At 43.3% G+C, this 17382-nt stretch carries 21 protein-coding genes; 10 read left to right on the top strand and 11 right to left on the bottom strand.

The genetic code is table 11. The features are described 5' to 3' along the window. Nucleotides 1-71 precede the first annotated feature (71 nt). Complete coding sequence (locus tag ADP71_RS08310) at nucleotides 72-1268, top strand: amino acid aminotransferase (protein WP_104931967.1); 1197 nt, start codon at nucleotides 72-74, stop codon at nucleotides 1266-1268. A 79-nt stretch (nucleotides 1269-1347) separates the two neighbouring features. Here ADP71_RS08310 and ADP71_RS08305 read toward each other — a convergent pair whose 3' ends face one another. The 8 genes from ADP71_RS08305 to ADP71_RS08270 all read right to left on the bottom strand — a co-directional run bounded on the left by ADP71_RS08305 (nucleotide 1348) and on the right by ADP71_RS08270 (nucleotide 8688). Continuing rightward, on the bottom strand, nucleotides 1348-1773 hold the full coding sequence (locus tag ADP71_RS08305) for a roadblock/LC7 domain-containing protein (RefSeq protein ID WP_171461063.1): 426 nt from the start codon (nucleotides 1771-1773) through the stop codon (nucleotides 1348-1350). 5 nt (nucleotides 1774-1778) lie between these two features. Further along, complete coding sequence (locus ADP71_RS08300) at nucleotides 1779-2339, bottom strand: GTP-binding protein (protein ID WP_019958102.1); 561 nt, start codon at nucleotides 2337-2339, stop codon at nucleotides 1779-1781. Nucleotides 2340-2373: 34 nt separating this feature from the next. Beyond that, nucleotides 2374-3873: a hypothetical protein gene (locus ADP71_RS08295; protein ID WP_171461062.1), complete on the bottom strand. Its 1500-nt coding sequence runs from the start codon at nucleotides 3871-3873 to the stop codon at nucleotides 2374-2376. A gap of 84 nt (nucleotides 3874-3957) precedes the next feature. Further along, the gene (locus tag ADP71_RS08290; protein ID WP_019958100.1) at nucleotides 3958-4314 is read right to left on the bottom strand and encodes a hypothetical protein; all 357 of its coding nucleotides are present in this window, start codon (nucleotides 4312-4314) and stop codon (nucleotides 3958-3960) included. Between the two features lie 285 nt (nucleotides 4315-4599). Next, a complete protein-coding gene (gene cysE / locus ADP71_RS08285) occupies nucleotides 4600-5385 on the bottom strand; it encodes a serine O-acetyltransferase (protein WP_019958099.1) in 786 nt (261 codons plus the stop codon). A 19-nt stretch (nucleotides 5386-5404) separates the two neighbouring features. Then, nucleotides 5405-6901 carry a ribonuclease G gene (gene rng / locus ADP71_RS08280; protein WP_019958098.1) on the bottom strand — a complete coding sequence of 499 codons (1497 nt, stop codon included), beginning with the start codon at nucleotides 6899-6901 and terminating at the stop codon, nucleotides 5405-5407. A gap of 339 nt (nucleotides 6902-7240) precedes the next feature. Next, nucleotides 7241-7834 (bottom strand): Maf family protein, encoded by a 594-nt coding sequence (locus ADP71_RS08275; RefSeq protein WP_019958097.1) that lies wholly within the window; start codon nucleotides 7832-7834, stop codon nucleotides 7241-7243. A 29-nt stretch (nucleotides 7835-7863) separates the two neighbouring features. Then, on the bottom strand, nucleotides 7864-8688 hold the full coding sequence (locus ADP71_RS08270) for an SDR family NAD(P)-dependent oxidoreductase (RefSeq protein WP_019958096.1): 825 nt from the start codon (nucleotides 8686-8688) through the stop codon (nucleotides 7864-7866). 82 nt (nucleotides 8689-8770) lie between these two features. Between ADP71_RS08270 and ADP71_RS08265 the strand changes: the two genes are divergently transcribed. From ADP71_RS08265 to ADP71_RS08230, 8 genes are all read left to right on the top strand, one after another. Next, entirely contained in the window at nucleotides 8771-9070 is a 300-nt protein-coding gene (locus ADP71_RS08265) for a hypothetical protein (RefSeq protein WP_019958095.1), read from the top strand. Then, nucleotides 9067-9486 (top strand): YqaA family protein, encoded by a 420-nt coding sequence (locus tag ADP71_RS08260; protein WP_019958094.1) that lies wholly within the window; start codon nucleotides 9067-9069, stop codon nucleotides 9484-9486. Before ADP71_RS08265 ends, ADP71_RS08260 begins: the two co-directional genes overlap by 4 nt. A 41-nt stretch (nucleotides 9487-9527) precedes the next feature. Then, nucleotides 9528-10316, top strand: coding sequence for a 16S rRNA (adenine(1518)-N(6)/adenine(1519)-N(6))-dimethyltransferase RsmA (gene rsmA, locus ADP71_RS08255; RefSeq protein ID WP_019958093.1), 789 nt, complete (start codon nucleotides 9528-9530; stop codon nucleotides 10314-10316). A 26-nt stretch (nucleotides 10317-10342) separates the two neighbouring features. Beyond that, entirely contained in the window at nucleotides 10343-11074 is a 732-nt protein-coding gene (locus tag ADP71_RS08250) for an amino acid ABC transporter ATP-binding protein (RefSeq protein WP_104932396.1), read from the top strand. 119 nt (nucleotides 11075-11193) lie between these two features. After that, nucleotides 11194-12027: a squalene synthase HpnC gene (gene hpnC / locus ADP71_RS08245; protein ID WP_019958091.1), complete on the top strand. Its 834-nt coding sequence runs from the start codon at nucleotides 11194-11196 to the stop codon at nucleotides 12025-12027. Nucleotides 12028-12071: 44 nt separating this feature from the next. Next, complete coding sequence (locus tag ADP71_RS08240) at nucleotides 12072-12356, top strand: hypothetical protein (protein ID WP_158667204.1); 285 nt, start codon at nucleotides 12072-12074, stop codon at nucleotides 12354-12356. 90 nt (nucleotides 12357-12446) lie between these two features. Then, nucleotides 12447-13700 carry an IS256 family transposase gene (locus ADP71_RS08235; protein WP_104931213.1) on the top strand — a complete coding sequence of 418 codons (1254 nt, stop codon included), beginning with the start codon at nucleotides 12447-12449 and terminating at the stop codon, nucleotides 13698-13700. Between the two features lie 69 nt (nucleotides 13701-13769). Continuing rightward, nucleotides 13770-14057 (top strand): hypothetical protein, encoded by a 288-nt coding sequence (locus tag ADP71_RS08230; protein ID WP_019958089.1) that lies wholly within the window; start codon nucleotides 13770-13772, stop codon nucleotides 14055-14057. A 70-nt stretch (nucleotides 14058-14127) separates the two neighbouring features. Here the strand turns inward: ADP71_RS08230 and ADP71_RS08225 are convergent, their stop codons facing one another. The 3 genes from ADP71_RS08225 to asd all read right to left on the bottom strand — a co-directional run bounded on the left by ADP71_RS08225 (nucleotide 14128) and on the right by asd (nucleotide 16276). After that, nucleotides 14128-14349 carry an NF038104 family lipoprotein gene (locus tag ADP71_RS08225; RefSeq protein ID WP_019958088.1) on the bottom strand — a complete coding sequence of 74 codons (222 nt, stop codon included), beginning with the start codon at nucleotides 14347-14349 and terminating at the stop codon, nucleotides 14128-14130. Between the two features lie 171 nt (nucleotides 14350-14520). Next, a complete protein-coding gene (locus ADP71_RS08220; RefSeq protein WP_019958087.1) occupies nucleotides 14521-15000 on the bottom strand; it encodes an FxsA family protein in 480 nt (159 codons plus the stop codon). A 154-nt stretch (nucleotides 15001-15154) separates the two neighbouring features. Then, nucleotides 15155-16276, bottom strand: coding sequence for an aspartate-semialdehyde dehydrogenase (gene asd, locus ADP71_RS08215; protein ID WP_171461061.1), 1122 nt, complete (start codon nucleotides 16274-16276; stop codon nucleotides 15155-15157). Between the two features lie 335 nt (nucleotides 16277-16611). Here asd and ADP71_RS08210 point away from each other — a divergent pair, with 335 nt between their 5' ends. Continuing rightward, the gene (locus tag ADP71_RS08210; protein ID WP_019958085.1) at nucleotides 16612-17184 is read left to right on the top strand and encodes an RDD family protein; all 573 of its coding nucleotides are present in this window, start codon (nucleotides 16612-16614) and stop codon (nucleotides 17182-17184) included. Nucleotides 17185-17382: the final 198 nt, after the last annotated feature.

The following is a 17382-nucleotide window of genomic DNA, read 5'->3' as shown; positions in this document are numbered from 1 at the left end:
TGATGGGTGCAGGTTGCCATATAAACGACAACTTGGACTGTTTTAATCTGCAACTTTAGGACAAAAACCTCATGTTTAATCATGTTGATTATTATCCAGGCGACCCTATTTTGGGTTTGAATGACTTGTATAACAAAGACACACGCGCTGAAAAAGTAAATTTGGGCGTGGGTGTGTATTACGATGAAGATGGCAATTTGCCTTTGCTCGACTCGGTATTGAAAGCCGAAGCTGAGCGTGCCAAAGCGCCTCAAGCTCGTCCATATTTGCCTATGAGCGGTTTGGCCTCTTACAACAATGCGGTACAACGCTTGTTGTTTGGTGCTGACAGTGCAGCTGTGACCGAAGGTCGCATTGCAACCATCCAATCTATCGGCGGTTCTGGTGCATTGCGTGTGGGTGCTGAGTTTGTGAAACAATATTTTGCACAAAGCAAAGTGTATGTGAGCAAACCAACTTGGGGCAACCATATCAGCATTTTTGAAGCAGCTGGTTTGGAAGTGGGCGAATACCCTTACTACGATGCAGCTACTGGTGGCGTGAAATTTGATGCTTTGTTAGAGGCGTTCAAAGGCTATAACAAACACGATGTGGTATTGTTACACCCTTGCTGCCACAACCCAACTGGCGTGGATTTGACACCTGCTCAGTGGGATGCGTTGTTGGATGTGGTGAAAGAACGTGAATTGTTGGCATTCATGGACATCGCTTACCAAGGCTTTGGCGATGATTTTGAAACCGACGTTTACGCCATTCGCAAAGCAGAAGCTTTGGGTTTGAGCTATTTTGTCAGCAGCTCATTCTCTAAAAACTTGTCGTTCTACGGCGAGCGTTTGGGTGCTTTGTCTGTGGTGTGTGCAACAGCTGAAGAAAAACGTTTGGTGTTCAGTCAATTGCAATTCATCGTGCGTCGTTTGTATTCTAACCCACCTTGCCATCCTGCAACCATCGCTTCAGACGTTTTGAACAGCGACGAATTGTTTGCATTGTGGACTGAAGAAGTGGCTCAAATGCGCGTGCGCATCAAAGAAATGCGTCAACGTTTGTTTGAAGTATTGTCTGCCAAAGTACCTGGTCGTGATTTCTCTTACATCACGGCTCAACGTGGTATGTTCAGCTTCTCAGGCTTGAGCCCAGAACAAGTGGCTCGTTTGGCTTCTGAATTCGGTATTTACTTGGTGAGCAATGGCCGTATGTGTGTGGCTGGTTTGAACACCAAAAACATTGATTACGTTGCCAATGCATTTGTAGCAGTATTGCAAGACTGATTACATGCTTGAATGAAAAGCGTCCTGTAAATATTTACAGGACGCTTTTATTGAATGTGCGTTAATTGTGGGATGAAAATCAGCGTTTGTTGAAGTCTTCGATGATGTCATTGATGGTCTTTTTGATGGTCCACAATGCTGTGGCATAATTGGCTGTGCGTGAACAGGCAACCAATATTTCGATGGATTTGTCGGTATCCAATGCCACACGACGGCTAAAAATTAAACCGTTTTCACATTCGATGGTTGTGGCCATAGTATGATTGAATCCTGATTCTGCACTGACAGAGTCGCTTAATCCACCTAAAGAAGCGCACATGGCCGCTTTGCGTGCTGCATCACGGTCATCTGCCAATGTATGGGTAATGGGAAAACCATCGTCACTGGCAATTACGATAAATTCAATATCACTGAAATTTTTCTTTAAAGCCTGCACATGGCGGGTAAACATGTCTTGGCGTGCCATAATATATTGATGTTTGCGGACAGCTTCGCTGTTATCCATGGATTTTATTCCCCCTTGATTTCTGAATTCGCTAGTATCACTTCTAATAACATTAAAACATCTGCTTTTTCACGCACATCGACTTCCATAATGGGTGCGTACATGTCGCGTTCGGCAAAATATTGGGTATATTTGTCCAAAGCATGGCTGTCTTTTTTGGTTTTACCTATGCCAACGACAAAAGCTTGTTTGCTGATTAAATCACGAAACTCATGTAAATAAAGTTTTAAGTCTTCAATAGGATTTTCGCGTGTATCATCAATGAGCAAGATACAACCCATAGAGCCTTTGGCAAGAATAGGCCACATGAATTTGAAACGATCTTGCCCTGGAATGCCATATAAATGAACCACTTCATCAGGGCCTAATTCAATACTGCCGTAATCCATTGCCACTGTGGTCGTGGATTTGTTGGATTGTTCCGAGTCTGAGTTGCTGGCCTCTGTGCCAATAGGGTTGGTGTCGCTGATGCAATGAATGGCAGTGGTTTTGCCTGCACCCATTGGACCGATAAATAAAATTTTAAGTAAAGGGCCTGTGAGATTGGGTTCGTTGCTGACTGACATGGCGAACTTTCTGTATAAAATATATATCGATAAATTAATCTAAAGATGATTCAAAATGTTCATTAGTATGTAGCTTTTCGCGCAGTCTGGTAATCCATGATGATTTTTCAGACGCATTTTTTTGTAATGAATTTTGTTGTTGTTGTTGTTTTGTGCTTTGAGGTAGTGCTTGGGTTTGCCAAGTTAAGCCTGCTAAATGTGCAGCATAAATAAAATGTTTGATTTGTTGGTGAGATGCTTTTCCTTTGGTTTGTGCAGCATAAATACTGTGATAGTTTTGAGCAAATAAAGTCGCTAAAAATAACCAAGTGGGATGTGTTTCCCATTGACCAAATCTTGGGAAACCCTTGAGTTTCCATTCTTGGTTTTCCAAATCCAAGTTTTGACTTTTTTCATCACATTTTGGTGTGTGCAAGCCATATGACCATAAGACTGCTGGTAATGAAAAATGTTTTAATGTATTTGGAATATTATTTGTTGTTTCTGCTGGCTCAGTATTAACCTGAAGCAAGATGTTAGCCAACTCGTTTGCATGATTGACAGAAGCTGCAATCATTTGATTATCATAATCTACATAAACACCCAATTTTTTAAGACAAATCATACCGCTGTTTTGTTGAGACAGGCTTTCCCAGACATCTTGGACTTGGGTTTCAATCGTAGGGATTACAACAGTCTGTTCGGTAGATACAGATGGGTTGGTGCTTGAGTTTATGTCAATCTGAGGGTGAGCGACATTGTCTGAATTTTTATGATTTGTGTCTTCAGCTGGCGTATTTTCTTGAGAGGAAGCTAGGTCAGTTGTTTTTTTTTGATTGGTATTATTTTTTAAACTACCATATAAAATGAATTTTTCTTTTGAGTTTTCATGTGTCTTGGTTTCTGAAGATACTTTAGAAGACGCAGATAAACTGTCTGTACCATTGGATGGGATTTGGGTGTTTTGTTTGGTTGAAGTGGCTTCTTGAGCTGTTTCAGTCGCATTGGGCTGTGGTGTGGTTTGGTTTTTTCGAAATGAGCCATAAGTATAAAAAACCGGCTTGTCTTCCTCGGTTTGAGTGGGATCAGTTTTTTTATTGTTATTGGTCTGATTTGGGGGTGTAAGAGTTTCTTTTGTGTTAGCAGGGACAATCATCGCACCATCACGCCAAAAAGTGATATTGGGTTTGTCGCTTGAGACGTTAGAATGTTGAGCAGGCGGTTCTGTAAAAAAGACTTGTTCAATATTTTTTAAAACATCAATCAAATCAAAAGTGGTGATAGGGTGAGGGCAAGGAATGAAATTATCCGCCACAAGGTCTTGATTGCTTAAGATAGGGGCTTTAGACTGGTGGAGGTAATGTGGTAATGTTGAATCAATGACAAAATGTACCTGACATTGGTATGCGTTTTGACCAATCTCCCAACGGTATTGGAGATGGTTTTGAGCTGTATTCATGCGGTTAATAGCATCAATTTGTTTGGTAAACTTATCGGTTAAATCTGAGTTGAAACCAACCAAATTCAGTTTTATATTTAAATTTTTAGCGGACATTTGTTCTCGCTCAAGCAAGATAGCCTCGGCAATAATATATTACCGAGGCGAGTGTAGAAACGAAGACAATCTAGAAAACACCAATTAAGCTAAGTGTTTTTCTGCATCGCGTAAGGCACGGCGCGCCAAGGCTAAGTTGGATTTTCCCTTGTCCAATACTTGGTACAAAAACAAACCATCATGTTTTTGCAAAGGACGCAACAAATGGTATTGCTCGCCCAGTGTAATCAAGATGTCATCAATGACATCATTTAAGCCTAGCATGCCCATGGTTTTCATTTTTGCGCGCATCACCTCAGTATTGCCAGCTGCTGCAATCTCCAAATCGATAGAAGCTGTGCCGCCACCTGCAAGCAACATGCCACTTGAATAATCTACAACTGCAGCCGCAAGAGCACCGTCTACATTCAATAATTCAGTGATTGTTTTATCAAAATTCATGGTAAATCCTTTTCGTTGCATAAATAAATTAAAAGGTCTGCTACAAAGGTGATGCAATGAAAATGTCGTTGATATTGACGGTTTTTAATTCCATAAATAGTCATTGGTAATGGCCTGAAATCAATAAGCCTCAAAACCGTACATTCTCATAGTATCATACTAAAATCATCTTTCAATCAATCTAATACAGATTATTGAGATAATCTAGATTGGTATCAAAGTTGACTTTATTATTGCAATTGGTTCCGCAGATTGAGGGCTTTTTTTATTTGTATATCATGACCTCTATGATAAGGTTTGATCCATCTCTTGAGAAGGAATAGAACCTAATTTCCCCACCTCTTTGGCAGGTACGCCTACCACTGTAGTCCGAGCAGGAACATCGTTAACAACCACACTGCCAGCACCAATTTTGGCACATTCATGGATTCTAATATTGCCCAAAACTGAGGCATTAGCACCTATCATGACGCCGTTGCCAATTTTAGGGTGACGGTCACCAGACTCTTTGCCTGAACCACCTAAAGTCACACCATGTAACATAGAGATGTCATCACCTAAAACCGCTGTTTCACCAATCACAATACCAGTACCATGATCAATCATAATACCTTTACCAAATGTAGCAGCAGGATGAATGTCTACACCAAATACTTCTGAAGAGCGATTCTGCAAGAAGTATGCCAATGTCTTTCTACCTTGTAGCCACAGATGGTGATTAATTCGATGTGCTTGAATTGCATGATAACCTTTGAAATATAACAAAGGTAAAGAGTACGCATCACAAGCAGGATCGCGCTCATAGTAAGCAATGATGTCTGCAATGGCAGCATCATGAATGGTGGTATCGGTTTTCAGAGCTTGGTGGTACATTTCATACAATGTGCGCGCATCCATCACTGCACTGGCCAATTTACTAGACAGGTGAAACGCCAAAACACGATCAAAAGAGCTGTGGCGTAAAACGCTAAGATGTAAAAAACTGGCTAATAAAGGTTCATTTTCAACTGCTTCAACTGTTTCGGCTAAAATGGTTTGCCAAACTTGCTCTGGTGTGTGTGCTGCCGTCAAGATTTGTTCTCCAATTGGACTACATCAAAATGATGTCAAATTGTTCTTGTGTGTATGAGGTTTCAACTGCCAAGGTGATAGGCGAGCCAATGAAATCAATCAACATGGCTAAAGATTGCGCCTCTTCGTCTAAAAACAAATCTATTACCGATTGGGCAGCTAAAATCTTGTAGCTGTTGGCTTTGTAGCGGCGTGCTTCACCGACAATTTCACGTTGGATTTCGTAACAAACTGTTTGTGCTGTTTTGACAGTGCCACGTCCTTTGCAACAAGAACAAGGCTCGCTTAATAAATGGCTGAGGCTTTCGCGTGTGCGTTTGCGCGTTAATTCAATCAAACCCAAGCTGGTAAAGCCGTTTAAGGTGACGCGGGTGCGGTCTAGACTTAGAACACGGGTCAATTCATTTAAAACCGATTCGCGGTGTTGGGCTTGTTCCATGTCGATGAAATCGATGATGACAATGCCGCCAATATTGCGTAAACGCAATTCGCGCGCAATGGCATGACAAGCTTCTAAATTGGTTTTGTAAATGGTTTCGTCAAAATTGCGCGTACCCACAAAGCCGCCAGTATTGACATCTATGGTTGTCATGGCTTCGGTTGGGTCTATGATTAAATAACCACCAAACTTCAAATTCACGCGCGGTTGCAAAGCCTTGCCAATTTCGTCTTCGACACCATAAGTTTCAAACAAGGGGCGCGCACCATCGAATTTTTCAATTTTATTGACGGCATTGTGCACATACATTTGTGCAAACTCGAGCATGGACTCGTAGTTTTCAGTGGAGTCAATCAAGATGCGTTGGGTGTTGTCGCTGAACATGTCACGCAAAACACGGCGACTTAAAGGCAAATCTTGGTATAACAAGGTTTCGGGCTTCACGGTTTTACTGCGCTTGCGAATGTTGTCCCATAAGCGAGTTAAATAATCGATGTCGGCCTGTAACTCTGCATCGGTAGCGGTTTCGGCACTGGTGCGAATGATATAACCGTGGCAAGAGTCTTCTGGCAACAAGTCTTCCAAGCGCTTGCGCAATAAAGCTCGTTCTTCTTCATCTTCAATTCGCTGTGAAATACCAATGTGTTCATCTTGTGGTAAATGAACCAAAAAGCGACCTGCCAATGAAATTTGGGTAGAAAGGCGAGCGCCTTTGCTGTTAATTGGGTCTTTGATGACTTGCACCATGACACTTTGACCCTCAAATAACATGTGCTCGATGCGTTGGGTTTCAGTGGGTTGTTGGCGTTGTTCTAAGATATCAACAATATGTAAAAAGGCAGCACGGTCTAAACCAATGTCGATAAAAGCACTTTGCATGCCTGGTAAAACACGCTTGACCACGCCTAAATAAATATTACCAACCAAACCAAGATCGGAGTTGCGCTCAATATGCAATTCACAAACAGTTGAATTTTCTAAAATAGCAACACGGGTTTCTTGGGGAGTGACGTTAACGAGAACCGTTTCAGGTGGGCGTGGCACATCCTTAGCCAAGGCAATAGCATTTTGCAACATGGTCGTCCTTTGATTTTCAATGTGGTTTGTTGAGTATGCGATAAGTGCAACATACTTAACAAACGACACTACTTGGCTGCGCTTCATCTTATCACAAGCTTTTATCAGGCGTGTAACAACAAATTAACCGCTCGATAGCCATTAAGATGGATTGCCATACTTTATTTGATGGGGACATGATCGATATTTTACAAGTGCATTTGGCATGATAAAAACGCTATTTTAGTGTTCTTATCAAGCGTCCTGAAATATTCAAATAAAATACTGTAAATATCGTGTGAGTTACCACGATGGCAAGTATTTTACCGTGTTCGCCATCATGGTGTCAATTGTCTTGATTTAGATGTCGAGGCAATTCAAATGGCACAACTGTAATAATTGTGTGGTTTCAAACAAAGGCAAGCCCATCACGCCACTAAAACTGCCATCTAAATGGCTGATAAACACCGCTGCCAAGCCTTGTATGCCATAAGCACCCGCTTTGTCGTCGGCTTCTCCGCTGGCAAGATAAGCATAAATTTCTGCATCTGACAAAGTTTTAAACGTCACATCGCTGATTTGAGTGGTACGGTGGCGTGTACCTTGATGCCAAACGACTACTGCGCTGATGACTTGATGTGAGCGGCCTGAAAGTTGTTTGAGCATTTGGTAAGCATCTTGACGGTCGTTAGGTTTGCCCAAAATTTGGCCATCAACGGCCACTGAGGTGTCTGCGGTTAAAACAGGGATGGCAGGGGCTTGCCCATGTGCTTGAGTGAATAATTCTAAAGCCTGTTCTGATTTTTGCCATGCCATGCGTTCGGTATAAGCTTGGGCATCTTCATTGTCATGTGGCGTTTCATCGATGTCACTGCTGATTTTTTGGGCTTGAAAACCCAATTGTTGTAATAATTGCAAACGGCGAGGGCTGCCTGAGGCTAAAAATAAATCCATAAATCACATCTTTCTGTATCTTGATAAGGTTAGGCTTTGTCATTGCCGCCAATTAACAGGCGGTCTAAAAGGACGGTCGGTAGCGCTCGTTTTAAATAGGCCAAGCTATGGGTTACCATCGTCACACGGTAACGGGCTTTGGGGCGAGGGGTATTTAAAGCTTGGGCGCATACGGCAGCACAAGCTTCGCTGCTCAATGCCAAAGGATGAGGTTTGCCTTCGCCACGCAAGCGTTTGAGCAAACCTGTGTAATTGGCATGAGGGGAATCTGGGTTCACATGGGCTAAAAAGTGTTGCAAGGTATTGTCACGAAAACGGCTTTTGATGGGACCCGGTTGCAATAAGCTGACGTGAATAGAAGTGCCATGTAATTCCAAACGCAAAGTGTCACACAAGCCTTCTAAAGCAAACTTACTGCTGTTGTATGGCGCACGCAAAGACATGGCAGCAAAACCCAAAACACTGGAATTAACCAAAATTCGTCCAAAACCTTGTTGGCGAAACAAGGGCAAAACGTGCAAAATGCCATCCCAAGTGCCAAAGACATTGGTATCGAATTGGGCTTTGATTGCAGCCAAAGACACATCGTCGACCGCACCATTTTGCCCAAAGCCTGCATTGGCAAAAAACGCGTCCAAAGTGCCCACTTCTCGTTGGATGTAAGCGATGGCGGCACGATAATCTTCAGAACAGCGCACATCTACTTGTAGACATTCCAAGCCTTCGCTTTGTAAGCGTTGTACATCTTGCGCTTGGCGGCAACTTGCAATCACACGCCAGCCTTGTTGTTTGAGTAAGTGGGCGGTGGCATAGCCGATGCCGCTAGAGCAGCCAGTAATGAAGATTGTTTTCATGTATGTTGTCCGTCATCAATACAGTTATAATACCATGTCAAAAGATGCCTGATAAAAGAGGCGTCCTGTAAAAGGAATCAGCATGAAATCATGGTTTGCTTCAGAATCTATTTCGCCGCGAGCCAAAGCATGGAAGTTTGCGAAGAGTTTGCGTGACAGCAAAAAATACCCTTGGTGGGACAAAGAAGTGGCTTTGGCGGAGGCATTTGTGGCTGAAACCTTAGATGCCACACAATATCGCCAAGCTGTTTATGCGGCAACGGATTGGAATCACATCAAAAACAGCGATGATTTTGGTGGTTACAGCCAATCAGAGCGAGACCATCGCGCGGATATCATTGCGACCATGGAAATTACGATTGCTCAAAGTGAGCGTGGATGATGAATGAAATTTGGTGGCAATGGTTAGGCTTGTGGTTTTCGGCTTTTAGCTCGGCAACGATTTTGCCAGGGACGTCCGACGTGGTGTTGGTGGCGATGATACACCAACATCCGCAATGGTGGGGTTGGGCTTGGCTCATTGCTACCATCGGTAACAGCATGGGTGGGGTGGTTTCGTATTATATGGGACGCTTATTGCCACACAAACACCGTGCGCCTGACAAAATGATTACGTGGATTTACAAATATGGCTATTGGGCTTTATTGATGTCGTGGGTGCCATTTATTGGTGATGGTTTGGCTATTGCGGCAGGTTGGTTGCGTTTGAATGTATTTTTGAGCGCGTTAATGCTGACAATAGGCAAATTTGCACGTTATGGTGTGTTGATTTTTGGTACACTGCAAGTGATTGCATAAACAAGGCTTTGAGCCAAGCTCAAAGTTGGTAGAAGGAAGTTATGGCAGAACACAAAGCCCGCAAACGATTCGGGCAAAATTTTTTACAAGACACGCGCATTATCAGCGATATTGTCAACGCAGTGCGTCCGCAAGCGGATGATGTGGTCATTGAAATCGGTCCTGGTTTGGCAGCGATTACCGAGCCTTTAGCGCGTCCACTGAAACAATTGCATGTGGTGGAAATTGACCGTGACATCATCAAACGTTTGAAACGTTTGCCATTTGCCGATAAATTGGTGATACATGAAGGCGACGTGTTGCAATTGGATTTTCGCAGCATTGCTGGCATGAAAAAAATTGTGGGCAACTTGCCTTACAATATTTCCACGCCATTGTTGTTCCAATTGGTGGAAGTGGCAGATGAAGTGGTAGACATGCATTTCATGTTGCAAAAAGAAGTGGTAGAGCGCATGGTTGCCGAACACAGAACCAATGATTACGGTCGCTTGAGTGTGGTGTTGCAATACTATTTTGAGATGGAAAAAATCATTGATGTGCCGCCTGAATCTTTTGACCCTGCGCCAAAAGTAGATTCAGCTGTCATTCGTATGATTCCCAATAAAGGTCGTATTGGCATTGCCGATGATTTCAATCATTTGAGTCGCATGTTGCAACAAGCGTTTCAACAACGCCGCAAGACTTTGCGCAACAATTTAAAAGAATGGATGAACGACGAAGATTTTGCCGCAGTGGGATTAGACCCAACTTTGCGTGCGGAACACGTCGCTCCAGAAGAATATGTTCAATTGAGTAATTATTTGTTGCGCAAAAACGCAGCAAACGTTTGAAGACAGGATGAACCATGGCTGATGCAATGATCCGTTTTGAAAATATCCACAAATGGTTTGGCAAGGATTTACACGTAATTAATGGTGTGAATTTGGAAATTGCCAAAGGTGAAGTGGTGGTGGTGTGTGGTCCGTCTGGTTCAGGCAAATCGACGTTGATTCGTACAGTGAACCAATTGGAAACCATTCAAGAAGGCAATATTTACATCGATGGTGTGTGTGTGAACGATCACAAAACCGATTTGAATAAATTGCGTGCAGAAGTAGGTTTTGTATTTCAGCATTTCAATTTGTACCCACACTTAAGCGCCATTGACAACATCATGTTATCGCCTATGAAAGTGCGTGGCATGAAAGAAACCGAAGCGCGTGAATTGGCTATGGGTTTGTTGGAAAAAGTGGGTTTGGCTCACAAAGCCGAATCTTTCCCGAGTCAATTGTCAGGTGGTCAACAACAACGTGTTGCCATTGCCCGTGGTTTGGCGATGCAACCGAAAGTGATGTTGTTCGATGAGCCAACTTCGGCGCTAGACCCTGAAATGATTGGCGAAGTGTTGAAAGTGATGAAGGATTTGGCTTTGAGTGGCATGACCATGATGTGTGTGACGCATGAAATGGGTTTTGCGCGAGAAGTGGCTGATCGAGTGGTATTTGTCGATCATGGTGAAATCATCGAAGAGGCGACACCAGAAGAATTTTTCACCAATCCAAAACACGAACGTGCCAAACAATTTTTGAGCCAATTGCGTTCGCATTAAAAAATAGGATTGAAGGCGTCCTGAAACCATTTCAGGACGCCTTTATGCATATTGAAAAAGCAAATATCCATTAGAATTTTAATGAGATACGAGCAGCTGAAAAAACAAGAAAGCAGGCTATGGCAGTAGATCATTACGAAAACTTTCCTGTTGGTTCGATATTGGTACCCAAACATTTGCGCCGTCCTATCCATGCCATTTATGCGTTTTCTCGCGTGGCGGATGATTATGCCGATGAGGGCGATGACAGCGATGAAGTGCGCTTGGCTAATTTGCAAGCTTTGAGCGATGAATTGCTTTTGATTGAACAAGGCAAGCGGCCTGTAAGTGCATTGATGCAGCGTTTGCTTGATGAAGCGATTGCGCCACATCAATTGCCAACAGCATTGTTTGAAGATTTACTGGATGCTTTTCGCCAAGATGTGGTGAAAAAGCGTTACCAAGAATTTGACGAATTGGTCGATTATTCGCGTCGTTCTGCCAATCCAATTGGGCGTTTGTTATTGTGTTTGTATGGTGTCAATGATGAACAGTCTTTGCAGCAAAGCGATGCCATTTGTACCGCTTTGCAGTTGATTAATTTTTGGCAAGATGTGGCGATTGATTGGCAAAAAAACCGTGTGTATTTACCGCAAACGAGTTTGCAGCAATTTCATGTGTCTGAGTCTGACATTGCGCAACACAAGCTCACACCTGCGTTTCAAAATATGATGGCAGCACAATGTCAGCGTGCTTTTCAAATGTTACAGGACGGCTCACCTTTGATTGGCAAATTACCCAGTCGCTTGCGTTGGGAATTGAGCATGATTGTGTTGGGTGGCGAGCGCATTGTGCGTAAACTGATGGCGGTTGAATATGATGTGTTCACGCAAAGACCTGTTTTAACCAAACGAGATTGGTTGTGGATGCTCAAACAATTGTTAACTGGTCATATTGCCATGCCCATACGTTGATGTGGGTGAGGTAAAATGCGAGCTTTGTGTCAAGGTGTTGGCAGATGACAAAACCACCTATGTGGCCGTTGCTGTTATTGTTGGTGTCGGTGCCTGTAACGGTTGTAGGCATGTGGTGCTATTTGTTGGATTTAGATGAAAGTGCTGTCTATGCTTTAACCGCTTGGGTGGCATTTTTATTTTGTTATGCACACCGTTTGGTCTATTTTTACCATGTGCGCCAAGCGCAAAAATGGGTGTATTTTATGGCAATGCCGATGGTGTTAATCATGTATCCGGCATTGTTTGTGTGTTGGATGTGTGTGGCTGCGATGCAGGCAGAGCTATAGTCATTTCTGGTGTATGACGAACAAATGAAGAAGGCGTATCCTGTTGATTGATTTCCGACCAAAGATTTCAACCAACAAAAGGAATACGCCATGACTGATTCTAACCCAAATGCATTCGTACAACCACAGCAAACATTCAATGACCCATTGACCGATTTGCTGCGTCAGGGAGCCAGGGAGTTGATTGCCAAAGCAGTTGAAACCGAATTGCAGATTTTGCTGGAGCAACACTCACCCAAGAAACTTCCCGATGGTCGCCAAGCATTGGTCAGAAATGGTTATTTGCCGGAACGAACAGTGCAGACTGGCATTGGTGATGTACAGGTGAAAGTGCCGAAGGTACGAGATCGCAGTGGTGACGGTGTGTGTTTCAACAGTCAATTGTTGCCGCCTTATTTGAAACGTACCAAAAGCATCGAAGAATTGCTGCCATGGCTGTATTTGAAAGGCATTTCCACAGGTGACCACCAACAAGCTTTGGCGGCTGTATTGGGAGAGCAGGCCAAAGGCTTGTCAGCCAATACCATCAGTCGTTTGAAGCAACATTGGACGGACGAACATCGGCAATGGAGCCAGCGGGATTTAAAGGGCAAACGCTATGTGTATTGGTGGGCCGATGGCATTTACAGCAATGTGCGATTGGACGATAGACTGTGTTTGCTGGTCATCATTGGTGTGACTGATCAAGGACATAAAGAGTTGGTGGCGGTTGAAGATGGTTATCGGGAATCTGAAGTCAGTTGGTCAGAAGTGTTGATAGGCTTGCGTTTGAGGGGTTTGGAAACCAGTCCAAAATTGGCGGTCGGCGATGGTGCGTTGGGCTTTTGGAATGCCATGGCCAAGTCTTATCCAGACACCAAACATCAGCGCTGTTGGGTGCACAAAACGGCCAATGTGTTGGCAGCCGTACCCAAATCGGTACAAGGCAAATTGCGAGAGGCTTTGAAAGAAATTTGGATGGCCGAAACCAAAGAAAGTGCAGAACAAGCCTTCAAACAAACAGTGGCTCGCTTTGGTGACAAATACCCCAAAGCCATTAACAAACTGGTGAAGGATGAAGAAGAGTTATTGGCATTCTATGACTTTCCAAATGTGCATTGGACGCACATCCGCACCACCAACCCGATTGAATCCACGTTTGCTACCGTACGATTGCGTAGTAAGCGGGCTAAAAACTGCGGTTCCAGAGAAACCACTTTGGCGATGGTGTACAAATTATTGGAAACGGCCCAAAAGCGTTGGCGCCGGATTCAAGGATTCAACTTATTGACCTTGGTGGTCAACAACGTCATCTTCAAAGATGGCAAGCAGGAAGACGAGCAATCAACAGAGAAAGCGGCCTGAATGCCATACACCAGATTTGACAATAACTCATGCAGGCAACGTCAGGTCATTAAAAAAAGGAAATGAAAAATGGGTGTTTACATCATGTGGTTTTTGCTGTGTATCAGCGGTATCGGTTTGTGTATTTTGACTTTGATTACAGGCAATCAACGCATGCCAAAAGTGCAGGGTTTTTGTGCGTTTGCAGGCTTGGTATTTTTCGGTGCGACCGTGAGCTTGAGCATTTATGATATTCAAACCAAACCTGAGTTTGACACTTATTTTATGGGGATGCAGGTGTTTCCATTGGCGATGTATGCATGGATGATGTATTTTGCTATCAAGCAATTGAGAACACATCAAAACAAACCAGATTGATTAATCATATATTGACAGGACGCTTGAAGCGTCCTGTTTTTTTTTAAGCGCAGCATGCCAATACTTGGGCTTACTCTTGTGGAAGTGGCTTTGAATCATTGGCATGTTTGTCTTGGTCTTTATCGTCATCGCCATCGGGAATCATGGCACCAACGACAGCGGCAGTTCCTTTAACGGTGTATTTGCCAACGGTATAAACCGCTTTTACGGGTGCGGTGACCAAGGAGGTAACGCAGCCTTGCAATAAGAGGCAGGTGCCAATGGTTAAAATCAGTGGACGTAGTGCAATCATGGTTAGGTCTTCACAACTTACAAACACAGCGCTGTCGGATAACAAACGTGGGTTAAATGGGATTAAAACGGTATTTTAGGCTGTTTTAAGAAAGGTTGCTATATTGCAATGGTATACAGGACGCTTGAAGCGTCCTGTATATTGGGTGAGTCTTGTTGGAATCTAACTAGATTAAGGTTCGATGCGTGGCACATCATTGGATGGGCGTGAAGGTGATGGTTTCACTTCGCTGTAATCACCATCGATAATATCACCATCGGCATGGTTGTTTTGGCGTTGGCGGTATTGTTGATACGCTTGTTGGGCTTGTTCTGAGCCGATATTGGTTTTGGGACCACCTTTTAATGGCAACATCAGACCTGCGGCAATGGCTGTCGATACAAAGCCCGGGCTAATGAGCAAAATGGCAGAAATGATAAAGCGAATCGGCCACATCAATTGATACACGGACAAGCCTTGTGGATTTTTACGCAAGGTTTCACCTGCCATCAACACGCTGGAAAAACCTAAATTGCGCATTAAAAAGATGCCTGTGAAAAATTGCAAAGCCATCAATACCAAAGTCCAAATACCTAACCATTGGCTGACCATGACGATGGAAACCACTTCTAATATCAAAAAGGCCGGAAACAACCAACCAAGATAACGCATGTATGAGCCCTGTCTTTTAATTAAAAATATGCTGTTACAGGCTTTAAAAATATAAGCAAACTATCCATATTTCAAGCGTCCTGTAAGTGAATTTGCGTAAACATGGGTATAAAAAAAGCCTGAAACAGATTCAGGCTTTTCAAAATTGACCAAATTATTGGTCTAAATTGCCCAACACAATGCGCAACATGCGGCGCAAAGGTTCTGCTGCACCCCACAACAATTGGTCGCCTACGGTGAATGCTGAAATGTATTCGCCGCCCATACCCATTTTGCGGATACGACCCACTGGCACAGACAAAGTGCCTGTCACTTTAGCAGGGGTTAATTCTTCGATAGATGCTTGTTTTTCGTTAGGAACGACTTTCACCCAATCGTTGGCAGAAGCCAATAATGCTTCGATTTCTTCGATAGGCAAATCTTTTTTCAATTTCAAAGTGATTGCTTGGCTGTGACAACGCATTGCGCCCACGCGTACGCACAAACCGTCGATGACGGTTGGATTGTCGCTGTTGCCCAAAATTTTGTTGGTTTCAACGCCGCCTTTCCACTCTTCTTTGGATTGGCCATTGCCCAAGTCCGCATCAATCCAAGGAATCAAGCTGCCTGCTAAAGGCACACCGAAGTTGTCTTTTGGATAGTTGTCTGAGCGCAAAAATTCAGATACTTTGCGGTCGATTTCCAAAATCGCGCTCGCTGGATCTGCCAATTCAGCCGCTACTTCGTTTTCAATGGCGCCCATACCTGAAATCAATTCACGCATGTTTTTAGCACCTGCGCCAGAAGCCGCTTGGTAAGTCATGCTAGAAGCCCACTCAACCAAATCGTTTTGGAACAAGCCACCCAAAGCCATCAACATCAAAGAGACGGTACAATTGCCGCCGATGTAGTTTTTCACGCCGTTTTGTAAGCCTGCGTCAATCACATCACGGTTAACAGGGTCTAAAATGATGATTGCGTCGTCTTTCATGCGCAAAGAAGAAGCCGCATCGATCCAATAACCATCCCAGCCAGTTGTGCGCAAAGGTTCAAATACCGCTTTGGTATAATCGCCGCCTTGGCATGTGACAATGATGTCCATTTTTGCCAATGCTTCGATGTCGTTGGCATCTTGCAAAGTTTTTTCCGTTTGACCGAAATCAGGAGCAGTGCCGCCGACATTCGATGTCGTGAAAAACACGCTTTCCGGAATGTGTTTGAAATCTTGTTCTTCTTGCATGCGTTGCATCAAGACAGAACCCACCATACCACGCCAACCAACAAAACCAACTTTCACTTCTTGCTCCTTAAACGGGATAATTTTTCACATATGGATACGAATCGAAAATCATAACCGAAAATGCGTTCAAATTGCAGAAAACAGTGAAAATATTTTAATAAATTATCAGAATTGTCGGGAAATCGTTTTCATTTTGAATATGAAATGTTTTTTTTGAGAATGATTGTTATTTTATTGGAATGTAATAGTAATTAACCTAAAATAGCGGCTGTAAGTGCAATATTGATGATGTTGATGGATGAGCGAGCCAGTTTTTACGTTGATGTTAAAATCACAATATGTCGTTGTAAAAATGCTTTGAATGTAGATTAAAATCGATAGAGGAGTCCACCATGCAAGACTTTAAGGAAATTTATCAATCCACCCAACTAGAAAAAAGCCATATTGAGGATGATTACGATGAGTTTGAGCTCGCCAATCCAGGTAAGCGTATCGCAGCTTATATTCTCAATTATTTGATTGGTGCGGTGGCTTATATTCCTTTGATTTGGGGCGTGGTTGAAATAGCTGGCGGCTATTCAGGCATGAATCCTGAGAGCAATATTCAACCCGAGCTCAGTGGTTTTGGTATTGGTCTGACAATGTTAGGCGGTGTGTTGATTTTGGGATTTTTGATTTTTCAAGCGGTGTTGATGAGTAAAACAGGTCAATCTTTGGGCAAACGTATCATGAAAATCAAAGTGGTGGATGAAGAAGGAGAAAATCCAGGTTTCAAAGGCGTGGTATTGATGCGCGAAATCGTACCTAATTTGGCATTGACCGTGATTGCCATGATTCCTTTTATTGGCGGCATCATACAGTTTGGTTTTTGGATTGCGTGCTTGGTGATGTTGTTCTTGATTGATCGCAATCGCCAAACTTTGCAAGATTTGATTGCCAAGACTTATGTGGTGGATGCAGATTAAGCGGCATTTTTGACACTACAGCGTCCTGTAAATTGACAGGGCGCTGTTTTTTTGGCTGATTATGCTGTGATTGATTCGATGCCTTTTGATGCTGATATGTATGGAAAGCCCTTATGTTGGGATAATTGCCACTGATGAAAAGCATGTAAGTGGCTGGTCAGAACCGATGTGTTTGAGCTGTATCTAACCCAAGAACCT

The sequence above is a fragment of the Vitreoscilla sp. C1 genome (assembly GCF_002951955.2).
In the GTDB taxonomy this organism is placed as follows: domain Bacteria; phylum Pseudomonadota; class Gammaproteobacteria; order Burkholderiales; family Neisseriaceae; genus Vitreoscilla; species Vitreoscilla stercoraria.
This window is presented reverse-complemented; position numbering and strand designations above follow the sequence as displayed.

Coding starts and splice junctions, on each gene's coding strand:
- ADP71_RS08310 (WP_104931967.1), top strand. CDS start 72: ATGTTTAATCATGTTGATTATTATCCAGGCGACCCTATTTTGGGTTTG.
- ADP71_RS08305 (WP_171461063.1), bottom strand. CDS start 1,773: ATGGATAACAGCGAAGCTGTCCGCAAACATCAATATATTATGGCACGC.
- ADP71_RS08300 (WP_019958102.1), bottom strand. CDS start 2,339: ATGTCAGTCAGCAACGAACCCAATCTCACAGGCCCTTTACTTAAAATT.
- ADP71_RS08295 (WP_171461062.1), bottom strand. CDS start 3,873: ATGTCCGCTAAAAATTTAAATATAAAACTGAATTTGGTTGGTTTCAAC.
- ADP71_RS08290 (WP_019958100.1), bottom strand. CDS start 4,314: ATGAATTTTGATAAAACAATCACTGAATTATTGAATGTAGACGGTGCT.
- rng (WP_019958098.1), bottom strand. CDS start 6,901: ATGTTGCAAAATGCTATTGCCTTGGCTAAGGATGTGCCACGCCCACCT.
- ADP71_RS08275 (WP_019958097.1), bottom strand. CDS start 7,834: ATGGATTTATTTTTAGCCTCAGGCAGCCCTCGCCGTTTGCAATTATTA.
- ADP71_RS08270 (WP_019958096.1), bottom strand. CDS start 8,688: ATGAAAACAATCTTCATTACTGGCTGCTCTAGCGGCATCGGCTATGCC.
- ADP71_RS08265 (WP_019958095.1), top strand. CDS start 8,771: ATGAAATCATGGTTTGCTTCAGAATCTATTTCGCCGCGAGCCAAAGCA.
- ADP71_RS08260 (WP_019958094.1), top strand. CDS start 9,067: ATGATGAATGAAATTTGGTGGCAATGGTTAGGCTTGTGGTTTTCGGCT.
- rsmA (WP_019958093.1), top strand. CDS start 9,528: ATGGCAGAACACAAAGCCCGCAAACGATTCGGGCAAAATTTTTTACAA.
- ADP71_RS08250 (WP_104932396.1), top strand. CDS start 10,343: ATGATCCGTTTTGAAAATATCCACAAATGGTTTGGCAAGGATTTACAC.
- hpnC (WP_019958091.1), top strand. CDS start 11,194: ATGGCAGTAGATCATTACGAAAACTTTCCTGTTGGTTCGATATTGGTA.
- ADP71_RS08240 (WP_158667204.1), top strand. CDS start 12,072: ATGACAAAACCACCTATGTGGCCGTTGCTGTTATTGTTGGTGTCGGTG.
- ADP71_RS08235 (WP_104931213.1), top strand. CDS start 12,447: ATGACTGATTCTAACCCAAATGCATTCGTACAACCACAGCAAACATTC.
- ADP71_RS08230 (WP_019958089.1), top strand. CDS start 13,770: ATGGGTGTTTACATCATGTGGTTTTTGCTGTGTATCAGCGGTATCGGT.
- ADP71_RS08225 (WP_019958088.1), bottom strand. CDS start 14,349: ATGATTGCACTACGTCCACTGATTTTAACCATTGGCACCTGCCTCTTA.
- ADP71_RS08220 (WP_019958087.1), bottom strand. CDS start 15,000: ATGCGTTATCTTGGTTGGTTGTTTCCGGCCTTTTTGATATTAGAAGTG.
- ADP71_RS08210 (WP_019958085.1), top strand. CDS start 16,612: ATGCAAGACTTTAAGGAAATTTATCAATCCACCCAACTAGAAAAAAGC.